Here is a 17,802-nt window from a genome sequence, read left to right as displayed (position 1 = left end):
TCTCCTGATGACGAACGTCATAAGCCTCGAATCATGAACCCGTGCTGACCGCCTTTTGTTCCGTTTTCGGCTATCAGGCAGCCGCCCCGGAAACGGAAGCATCGGGCACGTTGCCATCGTCCATCGGGCCGTCCTTCAGAATGAAGCGCCGGTCGCAATAGCCGCAGTCGACATAGCCCTTCTCGTCGATCTGCATGTAGACGCGCGGATGGCCGAGGCTGGCGGGCAGGTAGTTCTCGCCGCCGCGGATGTCTCCGGCGCCGTCGCACCAGACGCGGGGCGTATCGACAATGGTGGTTTCAGGTACGTGATCCATGGCCCATGCTCCTATCGCTTTACGCGCCCCTCGAAAAGCCCCTAAGAGCGCGCGTCATGAGCGAAGCAGCAATCGAAATCCGTGACCTGGTGAAGGAATATGCCGGCAGCAAGGGCACCGGGCCCAAGCTGGCGTTGAAGGGCGTCAGCTTCGACGTGCCGCAGGGCAGCGTGTTCGGCCTGCTGGGGCCGAACGGGGCGGGCAAGTCCACGCTGATCAACATCATGGCGGGGCTGGTGAACAAGACCAGCGGCAGCATGAAGATCTGGGGCCACGATATCGACCGCGACCACCGCAACGCGAAGCTGAACATCGGCATCGTGCCGCAGGAAATCGTGTTCGATCCGTTTTTCACACCGTTCGAGGTGCTGGAGAACCAGGGCGGCTTCTACGGCATATCGAAGGCGCTGCGCCGTTCGGAGGAACTGCTGAAGGCCGTGCGGCTGGAGGACAAGCGCGACGCCTATGCCCGCACCCTGTCGGGCGGGATGAAGCGGCGGCTGCTGATCGCCAAGGCCATGGTCCATTCCCCGCCGATCCTGGTGCTGGACGAACCGACAGCGGGCGTGGACGTGGAACTGCGCAAGCAACTATGGGAACTGGTGGGCGAGCTCAATGCCGAGGGCGTGACCGTGGTGCTGACCACGCACTACCTGGAAGAGGCGGAGGAGCTGTGCGAGCAGATCGCCATCATCAACCACGGCGAACTCATCGCGAACAAGCCGACCCGCGAACTCGTGGGCATGATGGGCGAGAAGATCGTCGCCGTTACGGTCGACAAGGATATCGCCCGGCTTCCCGCCGATACGCGCTTCCACAAGTGCGAGGTGGTAGGCGAACGGATGATGGAGATCACCTTCGACAAGAGCGAGATGACCGCTGGCCAGGTGTTGGCCAAGGTGCAGGAGCAGGGCTTCGCGATCGAGGATGTCTCCACCCGCGAGGCCGATCTCGAAGACGTGTTCGTGCAACTGACTGGCGAAGCGGACCGGGAGAAGGCGGCCGAGGCCGAGGGCTGATCCACCGGGGACTCAGCTAATTCGCTTCCACATCCTCCCGCCAGGTTCCCTTCGCGATGCGGCGAATGGGCTTCCGGCAATGTGCACAGCGGCTGACGAAGGTAAGCCCGTTCCAGTCGGCGCGACGACCGGATGGCTGGTGGCGATCGAACAGGCACGCAATTCGACGCAAGGGAACCCCCTTTCCGAAGTCGTGAAACAGAAGCGCCCGGCTATTGTGCAGCGCAGCATCTCATAGGTATTTTTCCTTAGCAAGTGCAAAATAATCTGCCCTCGTCGCGGGTACGGCGCCTGCGGCCTTGCAGGGGGAGAAGCGAGCGGGCAAAGCTTGCCACGATGACAACACCTTCAACCGATTACGACGTTCTCGTCATAGGTTCGGGCGCTGCCGGGCTGACTGCCGCGCTGACCCTGGCAACCCGGCTGCGCGTTCTGGTGCTGGCCAAGGGCAAGCTGACCAGCGGCTCCACCGCGTGGGCGCAAGGGGGGATCGCTGCCGTGCTGGATGCGGGCGACACCTTCGAGGATCATATCCGGGATACGATGGTGGCGGGCGCCGGCCTGAACGACCGTGAGACCGTGGAATTCGTGATCGAGGGCGCGCCCGCCGCGATCGACCGGCTGTGCGAACTGGGCGTGCCGTTCAACCGCGAGAGCGGGGACCTGCACCTCACGCGCGAGGGCGGCCACTCGCATCGCCGGATCGTGCACGTGAACGACGCCACCGGCTGGGCGGTGCAGGCCGCGCTGCTGAAAGCGGCGGAGGAAAACCCCAACATCACCCTGCTGCCCGATCATTCCTGTGTGGATCTGATCACCGGGCGTCACGAGGCGAAATATTCGGGCAGCGGCCGGGTGTGGGGCGCCTATGCGCTGGATACCACCACCGGCAAGGTGGAAGCGTTCACCGCCACCGCCACGGTGCTGGCCGCTGGCGGGGCGGGCCGCGTCTACCAGTTCTCCACCGCGCCGCGCGGCGCGACGGGGGATGGCATCGCCATGGCCTGGCGTGCGGGCGCGCGCGTTTCCAACATGGAGATGATGCAGTTCCACCCCACCTGCCTCTACAACCTCGAGGTCAAGAACTTCCTCGTTACAGAGGCCGTGCGCGGCGAGGGCGGGCACCTGCTGCATCCCGAGACCGGCCACCGCTTCATGGTCGATTACGATGCGGAGCGCATGGAACTGGCCCCGCGCGACGTGGTGGCCCGCGCCATCGACGACCAGATCAAGCGCTACGGCCTCGACTACGTGCATCTCGATATCAGCCACCAGCCCGCCGATTTCGTGCGCGAGCATTTCCCCACCATCCACGAGAAACTGCTGGGGCTGGGCATAGACATGACGACAGAGCCGATCCCCGTCGTGCCCGCGCAGCACTACACCTGCGGCGGCGTGGTGATCGACCTTGCCGGGCGCACCGATCTGCCGGGCCTGTGGGCGGCGGGCGAAGTGACGGAGAGCGGCCTGCACGGGGCCAACCGCCTTGCCTCGAACTCGCTGCTGGAATGCTTCGTGTTCGGCGATGCTGCTGCGCGCGATATCCTGGCCTGCTGGGACAAGCTGGATACCGCGCCGGAAATCCGCCCCTGGGACGATACCCGCGTGACCGACTCGGACGAGGAAGTGGTCATCAAGCAGAACTGGACCGAGATCCGGCGCATGATGTGGAACTATGTCGGCATCGTGCGCACCACCAAGCGGCTGGAGCGCGCCAAGCATCGCATCGACCTGCTGGCGAGCGAGATCGACGACTATTACGGTCATTTCCGCGTGACGACGGACCTGATCGAGCTCAGGAACCTGCACCAGTGCGCCGACCTGATCGTGCAGAGCGCGCTCAGGCGGCACGAAAGCCGCGGCCTGCATTACACGCTCGACTATCCCGAACTGGACGAGACCGCGCGCGATACCGTGCTGGTACCGTAAGGACGAGGAAAGCCATGCCCGAGATTACCGCCAACGGTATCACCATCCATTACGACGAGCACGGCCCCGCCGATGGGGAGCCGATGCTGCTGATCATGGGGCTGGGCGCGCAGATGATCCTGTGGCCGATGGAGCTGGTGGAGGCGCTGGCGGGTCACGGCTTCCGGGTGATCCGGCACGACAACCGCGATATCGGCCTCAGCCACAAGTTCGACGGGGCGAAGGCGCCCGGCGTGGTGCGCCACGCCCTCATGCGCCGCATCGGACTCAAGCCGCGCGTGCCCTACACGCTGGCCGACATGGCCGAGGACAGCGCCGGGGTGCTGGACGGACTGGGCATCGGAAGCGCGCACGTGGTGGGCGGCAGCATGGGCGGCATGATCGCCCAGCACCTCGCCGCGCGCCATCCGCAAAAGGTCCGCACGCTCACCTCGATCTTCTCGACCACGGGCAATCCCAAACTGCCGAAGTCCCGGCGCGAGGCGATCAAGGCGCTGACGCAGCGACCCGCCTCGCTCGACGAGGAGGTGCTGGTGAGCCACGGGAAGAACGTGGCCCGCACCATCGGCTCGCCGGGTTTCCCCGCCCCCGAAGAGCGGCTGGAAGCGCGCACCCGCGCCCTGGTTCAGCGCAGCTTCTATCTGCAGGGGCCGGTGCGGCAGATGGCGGCGATCATCGCCGACGGCGACCGTTCGAAGATGCTCCGCCGGATCGAGGCACCCACGCTGGTGCTGCATGGCGAAGACGATCCGCTGATCCCTGTCGCCCACGGCCACGACACCGCCGCCGCGATCCCGAACGCGAGGATCAGGACAATCCCCGGCTGGGGTCATGACGTGCCGCTGGAACTGGTGGACGAGATCGCCGACGAGATCGCCCGGCACGCGAGGGCGGCAGGCAACTAGTCGCCATAGCCTTGCGCGCGGCCTGATGCTGGTGCCATAACTCCCGCCAAGGGGGACGCATGATGAAGACGCTTCTTGTCCCGCTTGGCACTGCCGCGCTCTGCCTGCCTGCTATCGCGATGGCACAGGATGGTGATCCGCAGCGCCCGTACACCGGCCCGGTTATCGACGTTCATCTTCATGCTTCCGGCGCTGAGGACAACGGCCCGGCACCGAACGGCGTCTGCCCCGGTATGGCGGCAGACCTGCGCTACACCGGCGACCGGTCCTGGCCCGCCGTGGTGGTGGACATGATGCTGAACCCGGCCTGCGAGAATCCCATCCTCGGCCCTGCTACCGATGAAGAAGTCATGGAGCAGACCATCGCCGAAATGGAGCGCCGCAATGTCATCGGCATCCTGAGTTCCAGCGCTGAGGACTTCGCCACCTGGTCCGCAGCCGCGCCCGGCAGTTTTATGCGCGGCCACGCGCTCAACATCGATTGGGAGGATGCACCGCCGCCTGCCGAGATCGCGGAGGATTACGACGCCGGGGAATTTGCCGTACTGGCCGAAGTGACCAACCAGTATGGCGGAATCCTTGCCGATGATCCTTCTTTCGCGCCCTACTGGGCCATGGCGGAAGAGCGGGGTATCCCGGTGGGCATTCACATCGGCAATGGCCCGCCCGGCGCGCATTCGTTCTATCCGCAGTTCCGCATCCAGTCACCGCTGCAACTGGAGGAAGTGCTGCGCGCGCATCCCCGTCTGCGCGTCTATGTCATGCACGCAGGCTATCCGTTCGCGGATGAGATGAAGGCACTGTTCTACTATTTTCCGCAACTGATGGTGGACGTGGGCGTGCTGCAACTCGCCCTGACGCGAGAAGAATACCACGCCTTCCTGCAGGACCTGACAGAAGCCGGATTTACCGACCGGATCATGTTCGGATCAGACCAGATGAACTGGCCCGGCATGATCGGGGAAGGGATCGACGCCATCAACGATGCGCCTTTCCTGACGCACGAGCAGAAGAAGGCGATCCTGCACGACAACGCCACCCGCTTCTTTGCCCCCGAACTGGCAGCGATGCGCGGCGGGGATTAGGCGCGCGTCAGGTCCTTCCGGCCCGACGTCCTCCGAATTGCGCGCGGATATGCCGACGTCTTGACGACGAAGGCGGCGTTATATCATTCTGGCGCGGGGAGTAGCGAGGAGACCGATCATGAATGGCACCATCGTTGCGGCAACAGATTTTTCGGCGCGGGCGGACCGGGCCGTCGACAGGGCATTGCTGCTTGGCGAGCAGCTTGGGCTGGATGTCGAGCTGGTCCACGCCATCGAATATGCGCCCGGCAGCACTCTCGACAAGGCAGCGCTTGACGACCGCATGCGCGATATCCTGCCCGAAACCGATGCGCGGGTGACATTCAGTTACCCCGAAGGTTCGGTGCCCGCCGCGATTGCCGGCCATGCGGAAGATACCGATGCCGCCATGATCGTGCTGGGGGTCGCGCGCTACAACACCGTGGGCGATTTCTTCCTCGGAACGGCGGTCGACCGCGTCATACGTGGCACCGGTAAGCCCGTGCTGGTGGTGAAGAAGCGCCCGCATCACGCGTACGGCAAGATCCTTGTCGCCACCGACTTTTCCGACCCTTCGCGCAAGACGCTCGACTGGGCCGCCTCGACCTTTGCCGAGGCGGAGATTCACCTCCTCCATGCCTTTTCCGTGCCGTTCGAAGCGTGGAACAAGGCAAAATACGTGGCGGACGAGATCGAGGCAGAGGCGCGCAGGAAGCTCTCCGACCTGCGCGAGGGATTGCCCGAGGACGTCCGGTCGCGCACCTCCATCCACCTGGTGCGCGGGAGCCTGTGTTCCGCCGTGAACGAAGTGTCCCGGCGGGAGGGGATCGATCTTGTCGCGGTCGGCTCCCAGGGGGAAACCGGCTTCCGGCACGCTACCATCGGCAGCCAGGCGAGCAGCGTGCTGGAGAATACCGAGGTGGATACCCTGCTGATCGGACCGCGCGTCGCCTGACGGGCGACGCTATTCCGGCCCTTCCACGCCTTCGACGATCACCAGCGAGCCAGCGGTGGAGTTGTCGGTGCGGAAATGACGCACGGCCTGGTATTCGGCCGAGTTGTAGAAACCCTTCGCCGCCTCAACGGAGGGAAACTTCACGACCACGCTTTGGTGCGGGGCGTCGCCCTCCATGACCTGGCTGTCGCCATCCACCACCAGCGCCTCGCCGCCGTGCGCCGTCAGGATCGGCATGACCGCTTCCACGTAATTCCCGATCCCTTCGGCATCGGTAATCTTGTAATGTGCGATGATGTAGCCGGGCATTTGCTGTCCTCCCCTGGAAGGCCACATGCCCCGGAAACGCGCGGCCTGTCCATCGTTCCGGCCCGTTTTGTTCATCTGGGAGACTGCCTTTTTTCCGCCTTTTTTGAAACCAACCCGCCCTGCGCCCGTTGGTGGTGCAATCGATGGAGAAACGGCGGCACGTGGTCGCCGGGAAGGAAACGTAATGAAAAAGCTTATTCTTATCGCCACCGCACCCGCTCTCGCGCTTGCCGCCTGCGGCGAGGACAGCGCCGTGGAAGAGCGCGGCGACATGCTCGAAGAGCAGGCCGACGCCATTGAAAACGTCGGTGACGACCGTGCCGGCCAGCTGGAAGAAATGGCCGACGAAGCGCCGACCGACGCTCAGGAAGACATGCTGAACGAGCGCGCCGAGGAAATCGACGACATCGGTGACGATGCTGCCGACGCGATCAACGAACGCGCCGACGAAATGGAATAGTCCCCGCTTCACGCGGATCCGGCCAGATGGTCGGATGCAGGAAGGCCCTCGCAGCGATGCGGGGGCCTTTCGCGCTTCAGGGCTATTCCAGCATGAGGATCATGAAGAAAGACAGGAACGTTCCGGCGAGGAACAGCGCCCAGCTCCAGTAAAGCCGGAAATCGAGACCGAAGTCCTCGTACTGCACGTCGAACGGGAAAACATGTAGAACCCCGCCGCTCGTTCCGCCCGAACCCATGAACAGCGCGACGATCAGGGTTAGGAAAATACCGAATGGAATCGCTTTGAAAAAGGCGATCATCTTCTGCGCTCCGCTTGCCTTGCTTGTGCCCGTTGTCCGTGTGGACGGTGCCAATCGCGACCGACCTTATCAGCACGTGGTTATCATCGGGTTATCGCGCGCGGCCTCGGGCAGCAAAGATTCCCGCCGGGGATGGCCGGGGCCTGCTGCGGGGACGCATTATTGCGCGGCCTGATTCGATTGATTCACGCAGTCGCACCGCGGCACCTTTTTTTCCGCAGTTTGGTTTTTCCTCTTGCGCAGCGCGGGAGTCGAGGAACATCCACGCGTCGCGCCGTATTGCCCGCGCCAGACACCGGCCCGCAATGTCCTCTCGCACGGTAAATCGCACTTAACCCTCTTGCGCCCGAGTCCCACCTGATTCACAACTGGTGGTGGTCGACTTGCCGGGGCGACCTACTAGACCTAGATATAGGGGGCAGCGCGAGGAGCATCGCGCATGAGGTTCCGATTCGCTCTAGAAGGCTCACGCGGCAGGCTCGAAACAGGCGGTGGGGGATAAATAAACTCCCCCCGATGCATGGGCGGAGAGTCACTGGCAGCCTGCCGGTTTCGATTCGCAGATCATGCGGATTTCAGGCGGAGGAACCGGGGGATCCGGTCACCCTCCACGACAGACGGGGACTTGGCCAAATGGAATTTCGGAACACGGACGAGACGGCAATGGGGCTCGACGAACAGACTGCGGGCGACACCGAAACCAAGCCGGCCACGAAACCCAAGTCTGGCAATACGAATACAACGGGAGCAAAAGGCTCCGACGAGAAAGCGGTAAGCATGGAAAAGACGGACCTGGGCAGCGAAGAGCTGGTGAGTGAAGCGGCAGCGGAAGCGCTGGCCGAAGCTGCCAAGGCTGCGCTCAAGCCCAAGAGCGATTCGAAAACGGTCAATCCGCGCCGCTTCAAGATCAAGACCGATCCGGAGCGCGACGCGAACCTCACCGATTTCGGCAAGGAAACGCTGAACGATCGCTACCTGTTGCCGAACGAGACCTATCAGGACCTGTTCGCCCGCGTGGCCGATGCCTATGCGGACGATCAGGAACACGCGCAGCGTCTCTACGATTACATCTCCAACCTCTGGTTCATGCCCGCAACGCCCGTTCTCTCGAACGGCGGCACCGGGCGCGGCCTGCCGATCTCGTGCTACCTGAACTCGGTGTCCGACAGCCTCGACGGCATCGTCGGCACCTGGAACGAGAACGTGTGGCTTGCCTCCAAGGGCGGTGGCATCGGCACCTACTGGGGCAACGTGCGTGGCATTGGCGAGCCTGTAGGCCTCAACGGCAAGACCAGCGGCATCATCCCCTTCGTGCGCGTGATGGACAGTCTCACGCTGGCGATCTCGCAGGGCTCGCTGCGCCGCGGTTCGGCCGCCTGCTACATCGACGTGCACCACCCGGAAATCGAGGAGTTCCTCGAAATCCGCAAGCCTTCGGGCGACTTCAACCGCAAGGCGCTGAACCTGCACCACGGCGTGCTGTTGACCGACGAGTTCATGGAAGCCGTGCGCGCCGGCGAAAAGTTCGATCTCAAGTCGCCCAAGGACGGTTCCGTGCGCGGGCAGGTGGATGCGCGCTCGTTGTTCCAGAAGCTGGTCGAAACCCGCCTTGCAACAGGCGAGCCCTACATCGTGTTCTCCGACACGGTGAACCGCATGATGCCAAAGCACCACCGCGACCTGGGCCTGAAGGTCTCCACCTCCAACCTGTGCAGCGAAATCACCCTGCCGACCGGGATCGATCACCTCGGCAACGACCGCACGGCAGTGTGCTGCCTCTCCTCGCTCAACCTGGAAAAGTGGGACGAGTGGAACGGCGACAAGGCCTTCATCGAGGACGTGATGCGCTTCCTCGACAACGTGCTGCAGGATTATATCGACCGCGCCCCCGAAGAAATGGCCCGCGCCAAGTATTCGGCCATGCGCGAACGCAGCGTCGGCATGGGCGTGATGGGCTTCCACTCCTTCCTGCAGAGCAAGAACATCGGCTTCGAAAGCCCGATGGCGAAGGTGTGGAACCTCAAGATGTTCAAGCACATCAACGCCAAGGCGAACGAGGCGAGCATGATGCTGGCCAAGGAACGCGGGCCGTGCCCCGATGCCGAGGAAATGGGCGCGATGGAGCGTTTCAGCTGCAAGATGGCGATCGCGCCGACCGCGTCGATCTCCATCATCTGCGGCGGCACCAGCGCCTGTATCGAGCCGATCCCGGCGAACATCTACACCCACAAGACGCTTTCGGGCAGCTTCGTGGTGAAGAACCCGTACCTGGAAAAGCTGCTCGACAAGAAGAGCAAGAACTCCACCGCCATCTGGAACTCGATCCTCGAGAAGGGCGGCTCCGTCCAGCACCTCGACTTCCTCAATGCCGAGGAGAAGGCCGCGTTCAAGACCAGCTTCGAGATCGACCAGCGCTGGCTGCTCGAATTCGCTGCCGACCGCGCGCCTTTCATCGATCAGGCGCAGTCGCTGAACCTGTTTATCCCGGCGGACGTCGACAAGTGGGACCTTGCCATGCTGCACTTCCAGGCGTGGGAGAAGGGCATCAAGTCGCTCTACTACCTGCGCTCGAAGAGCGTGCAGCGCGCCGGTTTCGCCGGCGGCGTGGAAGCGGACAACACCGCCGAACCCTCGAAGTACGAACTGCCGACGACCGACTACGACGAGTGTCTGGCTTGTCAGTGAGGAGAAGGATTTGAAGAGTTTCCGGCTCGAAAGGCTGGAAAAAATGAGGCCCGGACCAGTTGGAGCTGGAGCCGGGCCTCGTGACATCAACCTCGGAGGCCGACTGTCTTTGCAATCTTCTGATGCGGATGCATCAAGGATCAGTCAAGCCCTCCGAATATTACCGGAGAAGTATAATGACTGTATCTACCCATAATTTTCAGGGTCTTAGCGGTAATTGGTATCCGTTTGAAATGCGTCACTTGCCCACAGCGGCGAACGACGATTGCGGTGTCTACCTTTTTGGCCGACTTCGCTCCGATGCCCTTTACGACGTGCTCTACATCGGGCGTGCGAATCAGCTAAGTTCTCGTGTCACTCCTCACCATGAGAAGGTGCGGCCAGCCATCGACCTTGGAATGACGACGCTCGGTCAGCTTGTCTGCGCAAACGACTCTCATGCGGATTTTATCGAACGCGATCTCATTGCGAACTTCAATCCGCCACTCAATGACCGACTCCGGACCGCATAAAAGGTAGGCGAAAATGAGAAGCAGACTGATTGGCGTTTTGTTACTTGGTCTGCTTCTCTCCGCCTGCGCCAGCCAGGTCGATGCGGGCGTGGTGCGCGACGGTGGGGCGCCCGGTTTCTGGTGGGGGCTGTGGCACGGCTTCGTCTTCCCCTTCGCCTGGGTCGGCTCGCTGTTCTCGGACGAGATCGCCGTCTACGCCGTGCCCAATTCGGGCGGGTGGTACGATTTCGGCTTCTTCCTCGGCATCACCGTTCTGGGCGGGGGCAGTCATTTCGGCTCGAAACGCCGGTAATTCCTCTTCCTTTTTGCGGACGGGGGGATAGTCTGCATTGCCGAACAGGGGTTCTTCGGGGGTTGCATGACAAACCATTTCGCGGTCGCGCGCGCCGGGCTGATGCTGGCGGCGGCGATGCTGACCACGCCTGCCATGGTCGGGCCGGTTCAGGCGCAGGACGACGCGGATACCGCAGCGGTGGCGGCCCCGCCCGCGGACGCTTCTCTGTCGGAGCGGGTTCAGCATTGGGCCGATTCCGACCGCGAGGGCGACCCGGCGGCGACGCTGGCCGCGCTGATGGTCTTGCAGGCCGAGGTGGAAGCCGATCCCTCCAACGTCTCCGCCCGCCAGCGGGGCGAACTGCTCGCCATGATCGGCACCACGCACTACGCGATGCAGCAGCTGGACGAGGCCGCGATCTGGTTCGACCGTGCCGCAGAGGTCTATGCCGAGGACGGCAACGCGCCCGACAAGGTGGCCGAAATGGCGATCAACCGCGCCGTGCTGATGCGCCGCGCGAACCGTCTGGCCGAAGCCGAGGAAGCCGCCCGCCTCGCGCTGTCCATCCGGCAGGAACTCTATGACGAGCCGCACGAGGAAGTCGCCTCCGCATTGGGGATGCTGGGCAACGTGCTCTATTCCTCGGGCCGCTACGAGGAATCGCTGGACCTGATGCGCCGCGCGCTGGACGAACAGCGGGCCGCCGGGCCGGACGACGCGTTGGAAATCATCAAGCGGCTCGACAGTCTCGCCTCGCTGCTGGACGAGACGGGCCGCGATACAGAGGCCGTGCGCGTAGCGCGCGAGGCGGAGGCGCTGGCCCGCGCGAACCTTGGCCGCGACCATGCTTGGTACGGCTATGTCCTCAACACGCTGGGGCAGGCGCTGCTGGAATCGGCGCTTTATGCCGAGGCGATTCCGGTGATCCGCGAGACGCTGGACGTGCGCCGGGCGCAGCTTGGGGACGAGCACCCCTATACCGCGGCCTCGCAGATGGTCCTCGCAACGGCGCTGGAGGAAACGGGCCGCCTGCAGGAAGCGAGCGTGCTGTCGGGCGCGGCGACGGCGATACTGGAGCAGCACCGAAACCTGATGGACCCCAACACGCTGGCAGGCTTCCTGCGCACCCGCGCGCGGCTGGCGGCATCGCTTGGCGAGTGGGACCTCTACGCGCAGCGCATCGCCGATGCACAGCCGGTGCTGGCGGACATGCTCGACCCGCAAAACCCCTCGCTGGCGGTGTTCCATATCGAGCACGCCTACCAGCTTTACCGGCGCGGCGACGCGGACGAGGCCCGCACTCTGGCGGAACGCTGGGTGCCGATCGTGGTGGAACGGCTGATCCCGTCCAACAACGACCGTATCTTCGGCGAAATGCTGCTCGCCCGCCTGCGCCAGCTTGACGGCGATGCGGCGGCAAGCGGCGACGCGCTGTGGCAGGCGATCGATCCGGTCGCCGCAGAGCTGGTCGGCAAGCTTTCCGACGTGCGCGCGGCCGACCGCGACATTGCGCGGCAGGCGAGCGCCAATTCCCCCGCGATGCTGCTGTATCTCGCAACCGCGCTTGCCGCCGGAGACGAGGACCGCGCCTTCGGGGCCTTGCAGATCCTCACGCTGTCGGAACTTGCGCTGACGCAGCGCCGCGCCAGCGACGAACGCAGCGGCGAGGCAAGCGAGGCCTTCGCGCTGCATCGCCGGCTTGTCGATACCAACCGCCGCCTGCGACTGGTGGAGCGGCGCATAGCCCTCGGGCTGGCGGAAGACGGCGAAGATGGGGCGGCAGAGGCGCTGGACAGCCAGCGCGCCCGGCTGGACGCAGAGGCGGCGGACCTGCTGGCACAGCTTGTTGGGCGGCACCCCGATTTCATCGCCCGCATCCGTCCGCAACCCGTATCGCTCGAACGGCTGCGCCAGTCACTGGGCGAGGGCGAACTGGTCGTCATCCCGGTCGAAACGAAACACGGCAGCTGGGTGGCGCAGGTCGACGAGGGCGGCATGACGTGGAACGCGATGGATGGCGAAAGCCTGCGTTCCAATGTGGCCGCCATGCGCGAGGCCGTCACTTCGGGCAGCGACCTCAAGGCATTCCCGACCAAGGCTGCCTATGCGCTTTTCGGGCAACTCTTTCCGCAAGGCATCGCGGGTTACGATCAGGTCTACCTTTACGGTGGACAGTCGCTCGCCAGTCTGCCCCTGGCCATGCTCCTGACGGGGCAGGCCGGGGAAGACCTCGCCTCCGCGCCGTGGCTGGTGCGCGATGCCGCCTCGCAGGTGATCGGCAATCTCGCCGTTTTCGCCCAGGGTCGCGCCGCTGCGCCGCTGCGGGGGGCGGACGTGTCGACCTTTGCCGGGATCGGTGGTGCGCAACTGCCGGGCGAGGGGGATAGCGAGGTGCGGCTTGCGGGCCTGTTCCGTTCGGGCCGTCCGGCGGCAGACAGCATCGCCGATCTGCCGCCCCTGCTGACCGCAGACGCGGAACTCCTCGCACTGGCCGAAGCCCTGCCCGGCGACGATGTGCTGCTAGTGGGCAGCGACGCGGCGGAGGAGAACTTCAAGCGTGCGGACCTGTCGAAGGCCCGCGTGATCGCATTCGCCACGCATGGCCTCGTCGCCGGGGAATTGCGCAACCTGTGGGAACCTGCATTGCTGCTCGGCACGCTTGGCGAGGACAGCGGTGAGGACGGCTTGCTGGGCGCGAGCGAGATCGCGCAGTTGAAGCTGGATGCGGACTGGGTGATCCTGTCCGCCTGCAACACCGCATCGGGTGCCGACGGCGGCGCGCCGGTCTATTCCGGCCTCGCCACCGCCTTTGCTCAGGCAGGCGCGCGCAGCCTGATGCTCAGCCACTGGCGCGTGCGCGACGATGTCGCCGCCGTGCTCAGCGTCGATACAGTGCGCGGTGCGGCGCGGGGCCTGTCGCGGGCAGAGGCGCTGCGTCAGGCGCAGCTTGCCCTGATGGCGCGCGACGAGATCCCGGATGCCGCCCACCCGGCGATCTGGGCACCGTTCGTCATTCTGGAGAACTAGAACAGCGGCAGGCGGGCCACGTCTTCTTCTGAGAGGTGGAGGCCGAAGCGGTCTGCCAGGCAACGGCGATAGTCCCGCGGTGTCTCCAGCGTGACCCGCTGCGTTTCCTCGTCCTTGCGCCACACTGTCAGTTGCCGGTCCACAAGGCTGGCGAAGCCATCGGGCAGGCACAGGCTGGCGACGCAGGCATTGGTGAAACGCGAGGTGGGATGGGTAGCCGACCAGTGATTGCCCAGCGCCATGTCCGCATCGGCCACTTGCGCGGTGTCGAAAGCGAACTGCGGTTCCCAGGCGTGGTCGCTCCCGGCACGGCCATCGGTGGCAAGCCTTGGCCCCATGCGCTCCAGCAGCCAGCTTCCGGGCAAGTCCCCATCAGTGCCGATGCGCGTCAGCCGGTGTTGCGCACCGTCGCCGGACGTGGCGAGCGCGCCGTCCGCCAGCGGCATCGGCGGAGAGTATGAACCGCCGAACCCCGCGTCGGCGATCCACCGTTCGGCGCCGAGTTCCACCAGCACCAGGCAATGGGTGCGCGGCGTGGGCTCGGGCGGATTGCCCAGCAGCACGCGTGCCAGCAGCAGGCGAACGTCGAAGCCCATGCTCGCCAGCACGTCTGCCAGCAGGCGATTGTGCTCGAAGCAGTATCCCCCGCGCCGCCGCGTCACCAGCTTGGCGAAAGCGGAGTCGCTGTCGCAGGCGATGCCGTGGCCCAGCGGGATGTCGAGGTTCTCGAACGGGATCGACCGGCGGTGCGCGGCCTGCAAGGTCGCCAGCCCCGCGGCATCGCGTGACGGGGGCCGGTCGAGGCCGATGCGCGCCATGTAGGCGTCGATCATGTCTGGCTGAATCATGCCATGCCCATAAGCCAGGTTACCGAAAGCGACAATTTGCGACTTGAGGCAATTGGCCTCTTGCGCGCAGAACAAAGGGAGCTAGGGGTTATTGCAAATGATTTGCAACAGCATTTGAGGGGCTATCCATGCGCAAGTGGCACCGCTGGCTTTCCGTATTTTTCGCCATCGTCATGATCTTCGTCGCGGTCACTGGTCTCCTGCATTACGTGGTGGTGTGGTGGCCTGCGAGCGAGCCGACCGCACAGCAGATCGCCGCCGCCGCGCCCCCGCCGGGCTTCGTATGCCCCGAAGGATGGCGCTGTATCGCGCCTGCGCCCGAAGCTGCTAACAATCCGCTGCGCCCCTATCTCGGCCTCATCCACCACCTGCATGCAGGCAGCGAAGGCGGCATCTGGGGAGAGATCATCGTGATGCTTTCAGGCCTCGCGCTGGTGTTTTTCACCGTCTCGGGCATGTGGGTCTATTATCAGATGTGGCAGAACCGCAGGGCCAGGGGCCTGAAAAAGGGGCTTTTCTGGAAATAGGTTCCGCGCGGTTCATCGCGGCGCGGTAAGGCGATGCTAACCAATTGCTGCCTATACCCGCGTCCATGAAAGGGCATGGCCAGAACAACCGCTTCCCGACCCATCACGGGTACGGCGAGATCCGCGTCTCGCGGTACTTCGTGCTGTACCTGTCGCAGATCGCGTGGGTGGCGCTGGGCTTCTATCTCTTTTCCGGCGCCTACTGGCCCAGCACCTGCCAGCCGACGGACCTTTTCCAGGTCTATGCCTGCTCGATGCGCCTGCCCGAAGACGGCGGCGGCTGGCGCGAAGCGGCGCTGCTCACATGGCTGTGGGCGACGCCGATCCTGATAATGCTGGAAGTGTCGCGCCGCGTGGGCAAGTCCAAGGACTGAACGAAGTTGACCTGACTGTGCTGCTGCTTCAGTCTGCAAGACGATGCGCCGCATACAAACCAAGCCACTGAAAAGCAGAAGAACCTTAGGCGAGGCATCCGGCGCGCTTGTCCTACCCGTCGCAATAATCGTGTCTTTTGTCGTCGCCCTCGCCCTCGATCAGGATTGGTGGGCGATCTTCGGCATCACCCTCGGTGTCGCGTGGATAGCACAAGGAATTGTAACGTGGTTTGCCGCTCCGGATGGCACTGAGCGTGGCAAGAGCCGATCCCACGCGGATGTCGTGGTGCCGCGCGAAGCAAAGCTCGGTGCATTGGCAGCGCTCGCCGTTGTCGGAGGCGTTGTGCTTTTGATTTCGCTCCTCTGAATCCTCAGTCCTTTTTGTCGAGCTTTTCCTCGCGTTCTTCCGATGCGCCGCCATAGCCGCGTTCGGTAACGTCGGGCGCGTCGGCCATTTCCTCGCCGTCCTGCGCGCCATAACCGAGGCCCTTGTCGGACTGCTGCTCCGCCTGCTGGCGGCGCTGTTCGCGGTCGCCGCGGTGCGTCTGGTTCTCCATCTGCGCACCCGCCTGCTTTTGCTGCTGCATCGCATCGCCTTCGGGTGCCATCTGCGGTTCCTGATTTTCACGCGGGGGCGTGGTGCCTGCGTAGCGATCGTTTCCGGTCTGCTGATTCATCGTAAGTCCTTCGTGGTGTCTGCTGGGGGAGAGGGTGCGGCCTAGCCGCTCGTGCGTTCGGCGGGATCGTATTGCGAGCGGCGCGCAGGATCGTCGCGGTCGTTTTCGCGCGCCTTCTCCTTCTCGGCCTTTTCGCGGGCCAGCGCCTCGCGGCGAACCTCGTCCTCCTTCGGGCCGGTGCGTTCGATATCGCCAGGCTCATTGCCTTCCTTCAGCGTGACATTGCGGGAATCGCGGGGTTCGTATTCGCCCATGGGGGCCTCCTGGTGCTATATGCTTTCACGATAACAACCCGCGAGTGTCTCCCGATGTTCCGCGGCTCATCGCCGCGCGGCACCCTCGGGGCGCATGGGAAGATGAACAGCAATGCCGGATTTATCCACGACACAAAGTCCACTCTTGCTATCGAATCAGGTTAATGATTCCCTATGTAGGTTGTTCGCACGCTAGCCCGGAGATACCAGATGTCGTTGCTCGAAGCCCGCAAGACCTACAAGCCCTTTGAATACCCCTGGGCCTACGAGTTCTGGAAGCGCCAGCAGCAGGTCCACTGGATGCCCGAGGAAGTTCCGCTTGGCGAGGACTGCCGCGACTGGGCGCAGAACCTGACGGAGCACGAGCGCAACCTGCTCACGCAGATCTTCCGCTTCTTCACCCAGGCCGACGTGGAAGTGCAGGATTGCTACCACGAGAAATACGGCCGCGTGTTCAAGCCGACCGAGGTGAAGATGATGCTGGCCGCGTTCTCCAACATGGAGACGGTGCACATCGCCGCCTATTCCCACCTGCTCGACACCATCGGCATGCCCGAAAGCGAATACGGCATGTTCCTTGAATACGAGGAGATGAAGGCCAAGCACGACTATCTGCAGGAATTCGGCGTCGACAACGACGAGGACATTGCCCGCACGCTAGCCATGTTCGGCGGCTTTACCGAGGGGCTGCAGCTGTTCGCCAGCTTCGCCATGCTGATGAACTTCCCGCGCTTCAACAAGATGAAGGGCATGGGGCAGATCGTCAGCTGGTCCGTGCGCGACGAATCGCTGCACTGCGAAGGCATCACCCGCCTGTTCCACGCCTTCTGCGCGGAGCGGGATTGCCTGACCAAGTCCGTGAAGGAAGACATCATGGACATGTGCCAGAAGACGGTGCGCCTTGAGGATGCCTTCATCGACCTTGCTTTCGAGCAGGGTCCGGTAACGGGCATGACGGCGAAGGAAATCAAGAAGTACATCCGCTACATCGCCGACTGGCGCCTGTCGCAGCTGGGCCTGCCCGCCATCTACATGGTGGACGACCACCCGCTGCCCTGGCTGGCCCCGCTGCTGAACGGCGTGGAGCACGCCAACTTCTTCGAGACCCGCGCGACCGAATATTCCAAGGGCGCGACCAAGGGCAACTGGCAGGACGTGTGGTCCAGCTTCGACAAGCGCCAGAAAGCCAAGGCCGCGAACGAGGAAGAGGCCGAGGACCTGGGGCCGGACATGTTCGGCGAAACGAGCGGCGGTGCCGGGAGCGTTGCGGCGGAATAAGCGGCGAGATCATCCGGTCATCGAACCACACTCTTCAATTTTGTGATTTGCTGTTGAAAAGCAATCAGTTCGAAAGATTTCTGCCATT

General features: G+C 63.9%; 20 protein-coding genes. 14 read left to right on the top strand and 6 right to left on the bottom strand.

Features of this window, described 5'->3' with window-relative positions; translation table 11 throughout:
- Window positions 1–73: 73 nt before the first annotated feature.
- Window positions 74–316, bottom strand: coding sequence for a zinc-finger domain-containing protein (locus tag D4Q51_RS08655; protein WP_120077342.1), 243 nt, complete (start codon window positions 314–316; stop codon window positions 74–76).
- Between the two features lie 56 nt (window positions 317–372).
- Here D4Q51_RS08655 and D4Q51_RS08650 point away from each other — a divergent pair, with 56 nt between their 5' ends.
- From D4Q51_RS08650 to D4Q51_RS08630, 5 genes are all read left to right on the top strand, one after another.
- On the top strand, window positions 373–1,335 hold the full coding sequence (locus D4Q51_RS08650; protein WP_120077341.1) for an ABC transporter ATP-binding protein: 963 nt from the start codon (window positions 373–375) through the stop codon (window positions 1,333–1,335).
- A gap of 336 nt (window positions 1,336–1,671) precedes the next feature.
- Entirely contained in the window at window positions 1,672–3,264 is a 1,593-nt protein-coding gene (gene nadB / locus D4Q51_RS08645) for an L-aspartate oxidase (RefSeq protein ID WP_120077340.1), read from the top strand.
- Window positions 3,265–3,278: 14 nt separating this feature from the next.
- Window positions 3,279–4,169, top strand: a complete 891-nt coding sequence (locus D4Q51_RS08640; protein ID WP_120077339.1) for an alpha/beta fold hydrolase — start codon at window positions 3,279–3,281, stop codon at window positions 4,167–4,169.
- 59 nt (window positions 4,170–4,228) lie between these two features.
- Entirely contained in the window at window positions 4,229–5,254 is a 1,026-nt protein-coding gene (locus D4Q51_RS08635) for an amidohydrolase family protein (RefSeq protein ID WP_120077338.1), read from the top strand.
- A gap of 118 nt (window positions 5,255–5,372) precedes the next feature.
- The gene (locus D4Q51_RS08630) at window positions 5,373–6,188 is read left to right on the top strand and encodes a universal stress protein (RefSeq protein WP_120077337.1); all 816 of its coding nucleotides are present in this window, start codon (window positions 5,373–5,375) and stop codon (window positions 6,186–6,188) included.
- Between the two features lie 9 nt (window positions 6,189–6,197).
- On the opposite strand, the gene D4Q51_RS15700 is transcribed toward D4Q51_RS08630, so the two are convergent.
- Window positions 6,198–6,497 (bottom strand): DUF1330 domain-containing protein, encoded by a 300-nt coding sequence (locus D4Q51_RS15700; protein WP_162925241.1) that lies wholly within the window; start codon window positions 6,495–6,497, stop codon window positions 6,198–6,200.
- A gap of 184 nt (window positions 6,498–6,681) precedes the next feature.
- Between D4Q51_RS15700 and D4Q51_RS08620 the strand changes: the two genes are divergently transcribed.
- Window positions 6,682–6,957 carry a hypothetical protein gene (locus tag D4Q51_RS08620; protein WP_120077335.1) on the top strand — a complete coding sequence of 92 codons (276 nt, stop codon included), beginning with the start codon at window positions 6,682–6,684 and terminating at the stop codon, window positions 6,955–6,957.
- 82 nt (window positions 6,958–7,039) lie between these two features.
- Here the strand turns inward: D4Q51_RS08620 and D4Q51_RS08615 are convergent, their stop codons facing one another.
- Window positions 7,040–7,258 (bottom strand): hypothetical protein, encoded by a 219-nt coding sequence (locus tag D4Q51_RS08615; RefSeq protein WP_120077333.1) that lies wholly within the window; start codon window positions 7,256–7,258, stop codon window positions 7,040–7,042.
- A 633-nt stretch (window positions 7,259–7,891) separates the two neighbouring features.
- Between D4Q51_RS08615 and D4Q51_RS08610 the strand changes: the two genes are divergently transcribed.
- The 4 genes from D4Q51_RS08610 (at window position 7,892) to D4Q51_RS08600 (ending at window position 13,756) form a co-directional block, all read left to right on the top strand.
- Window positions 7,892–9,943: a ribonucleoside-diphosphate reductase subunit alpha gene (locus D4Q51_RS08610; protein WP_120077332.1), complete on the top strand. Its 2,052-nt coding sequence runs from the start codon at window positions 7,892–7,894 to the stop codon at window positions 9,941–9,943.
- A gap of 176 nt (window positions 9,944–10,119) precedes the next feature.
- Entirely contained in the window at window positions 10,120–10,455 is a 336-nt protein-coding gene (locus D4Q51_RS15695) for a GIY-YIG nuclease family protein (protein ID WP_162925239.1), read from the top strand.
- Window positions 10,456–10,468: 13 nt separating this feature from the next.
- Window positions 10,469–10,747, top strand: coding sequence for a hypothetical protein (locus D4Q51_RS08605; protein ID WP_120077331.1), 279 nt, complete (start codon window positions 10,469–10,471; stop codon window positions 10,745–10,747).
- A gap of 66 nt (window positions 10,748–10,813) precedes the next feature.
- Window positions 10,814–13,756, top strand: coding sequence for a CHAT domain-containing tetratricopeptide repeat protein (locus D4Q51_RS08600; RefSeq protein ID WP_120077330.1), 2,943 nt, complete (start codon window positions 10,814–10,816; stop codon window positions 13,754–13,756).
- Here D4Q51_RS08600 and D4Q51_RS08595 read toward each other — a convergent pair.
- Complete coding sequence (locus D4Q51_RS08595) at window positions 13,753–14,604, bottom strand: arylamine N-acetyltransferase family protein (RefSeq protein WP_240624637.1); 852 nt, start codon at window positions 14,602–14,604, stop codon at window positions 13,753–13,755. The genes D4Q51_RS08600 and D4Q51_RS08595 overlap by 4 nt on opposite strands.
- 128 nt (window positions 14,605–14,732) lie before the next feature.
- Here D4Q51_RS08595 and D4Q51_RS08590 point away from each other — a divergent pair, with 128 nt between their 5' ends.
- The 3 genes from D4Q51_RS08590 (at window position 14,733) to D4Q51_RS08580 (ending at window position 15,872) form a co-directional block, all read left to right on the top strand.
- The gene (locus D4Q51_RS08590; RefSeq protein WP_120077329.1) at window positions 14,733–15,131 is read left to right on the top strand and encodes a PepSY domain-containing protein; all 399 of its coding nucleotides are present in this window, start codon (window positions 14,733–14,735) and stop codon (window positions 15,129–15,131) included.
- A 65-nt stretch (window positions 15,132–15,196) separates the two neighbouring features.
- The gene (locus tag D4Q51_RS08585) at window positions 15,197–15,505 is read left to right on the top strand and encodes a hypothetical protein (protein WP_120077328.1); all 309 of its coding nucleotides are present in this window, start codon (window positions 15,197–15,199) and stop codon (window positions 15,503–15,505) included.
- Between the two features lie 43 nt (window positions 15,506–15,548).
- Window positions 15,549–15,872: a hypothetical protein gene (locus D4Q51_RS08580; RefSeq protein WP_120077327.1), complete on the top strand. Its 324-nt coding sequence runs from the start codon at window positions 15,549–15,551 to the stop codon at window positions 15,870–15,872.
- Window positions 15,873–15,876: 4 nt separating this feature from the next.
- On the opposite strand, the gene D4Q51_RS08575 is transcribed toward D4Q51_RS08580, so the two are convergent.
- Together D4Q51_RS08575 and D4Q51_RS08570 are read right to left on the bottom strand one after the other, a co-directional pair.
- Window positions 15,877–16,182, bottom strand: coding sequence for a hypothetical protein (locus tag D4Q51_RS08575; protein WP_120077326.1), 306 nt, complete (start codon window positions 16,180–16,182; stop codon window positions 15,877–15,879).
- Window positions 16,183–16,223: 41 nt separating this feature from the next.
- The gene (locus tag D4Q51_RS08570) at window positions 16,224–16,436 is read right to left on the bottom strand and encodes a hypothetical protein (RefSeq protein WP_120077325.1); all 213 of its coding nucleotides are present in this window, start codon (window positions 16,434–16,436) and stop codon (window positions 16,224–16,226) included.
- A gap of 210 nt (window positions 16,437–16,646) precedes the next feature.
- On the opposite strand from D4Q51_RS08570, the gene D4Q51_RS08565 reads away from it, so the two are divergent.
- Window positions 16,647–17,714 (top strand): ribonucleotide-diphosphate reductase subunit beta, encoded by a 1,068-nt coding sequence (locus D4Q51_RS08565; RefSeq protein WP_120077324.1) that lies wholly within the window; start codon window positions 16,647–16,649, stop codon window positions 17,712–17,714.
- Window positions 17,715–17,802 lie beyond the last annotated feature (88 nt).

Source organism: Aurantiacibacter odishensis, from assembly GCF_003605195.1.
In the GTDB taxonomy this organism is placed as follows: domain Bacteria; phylum Pseudomonadota; class Alphaproteobacteria; order Sphingomonadales; family Sphingomonadaceae; genus Alteraurantiacibacter; species Alteraurantiacibacter odishensis.
The sequence above is the reverse complement of the archived record's forward strand: the minus strand, read 5'-3'. Positions and strand labels throughout refer to the sequence as shown.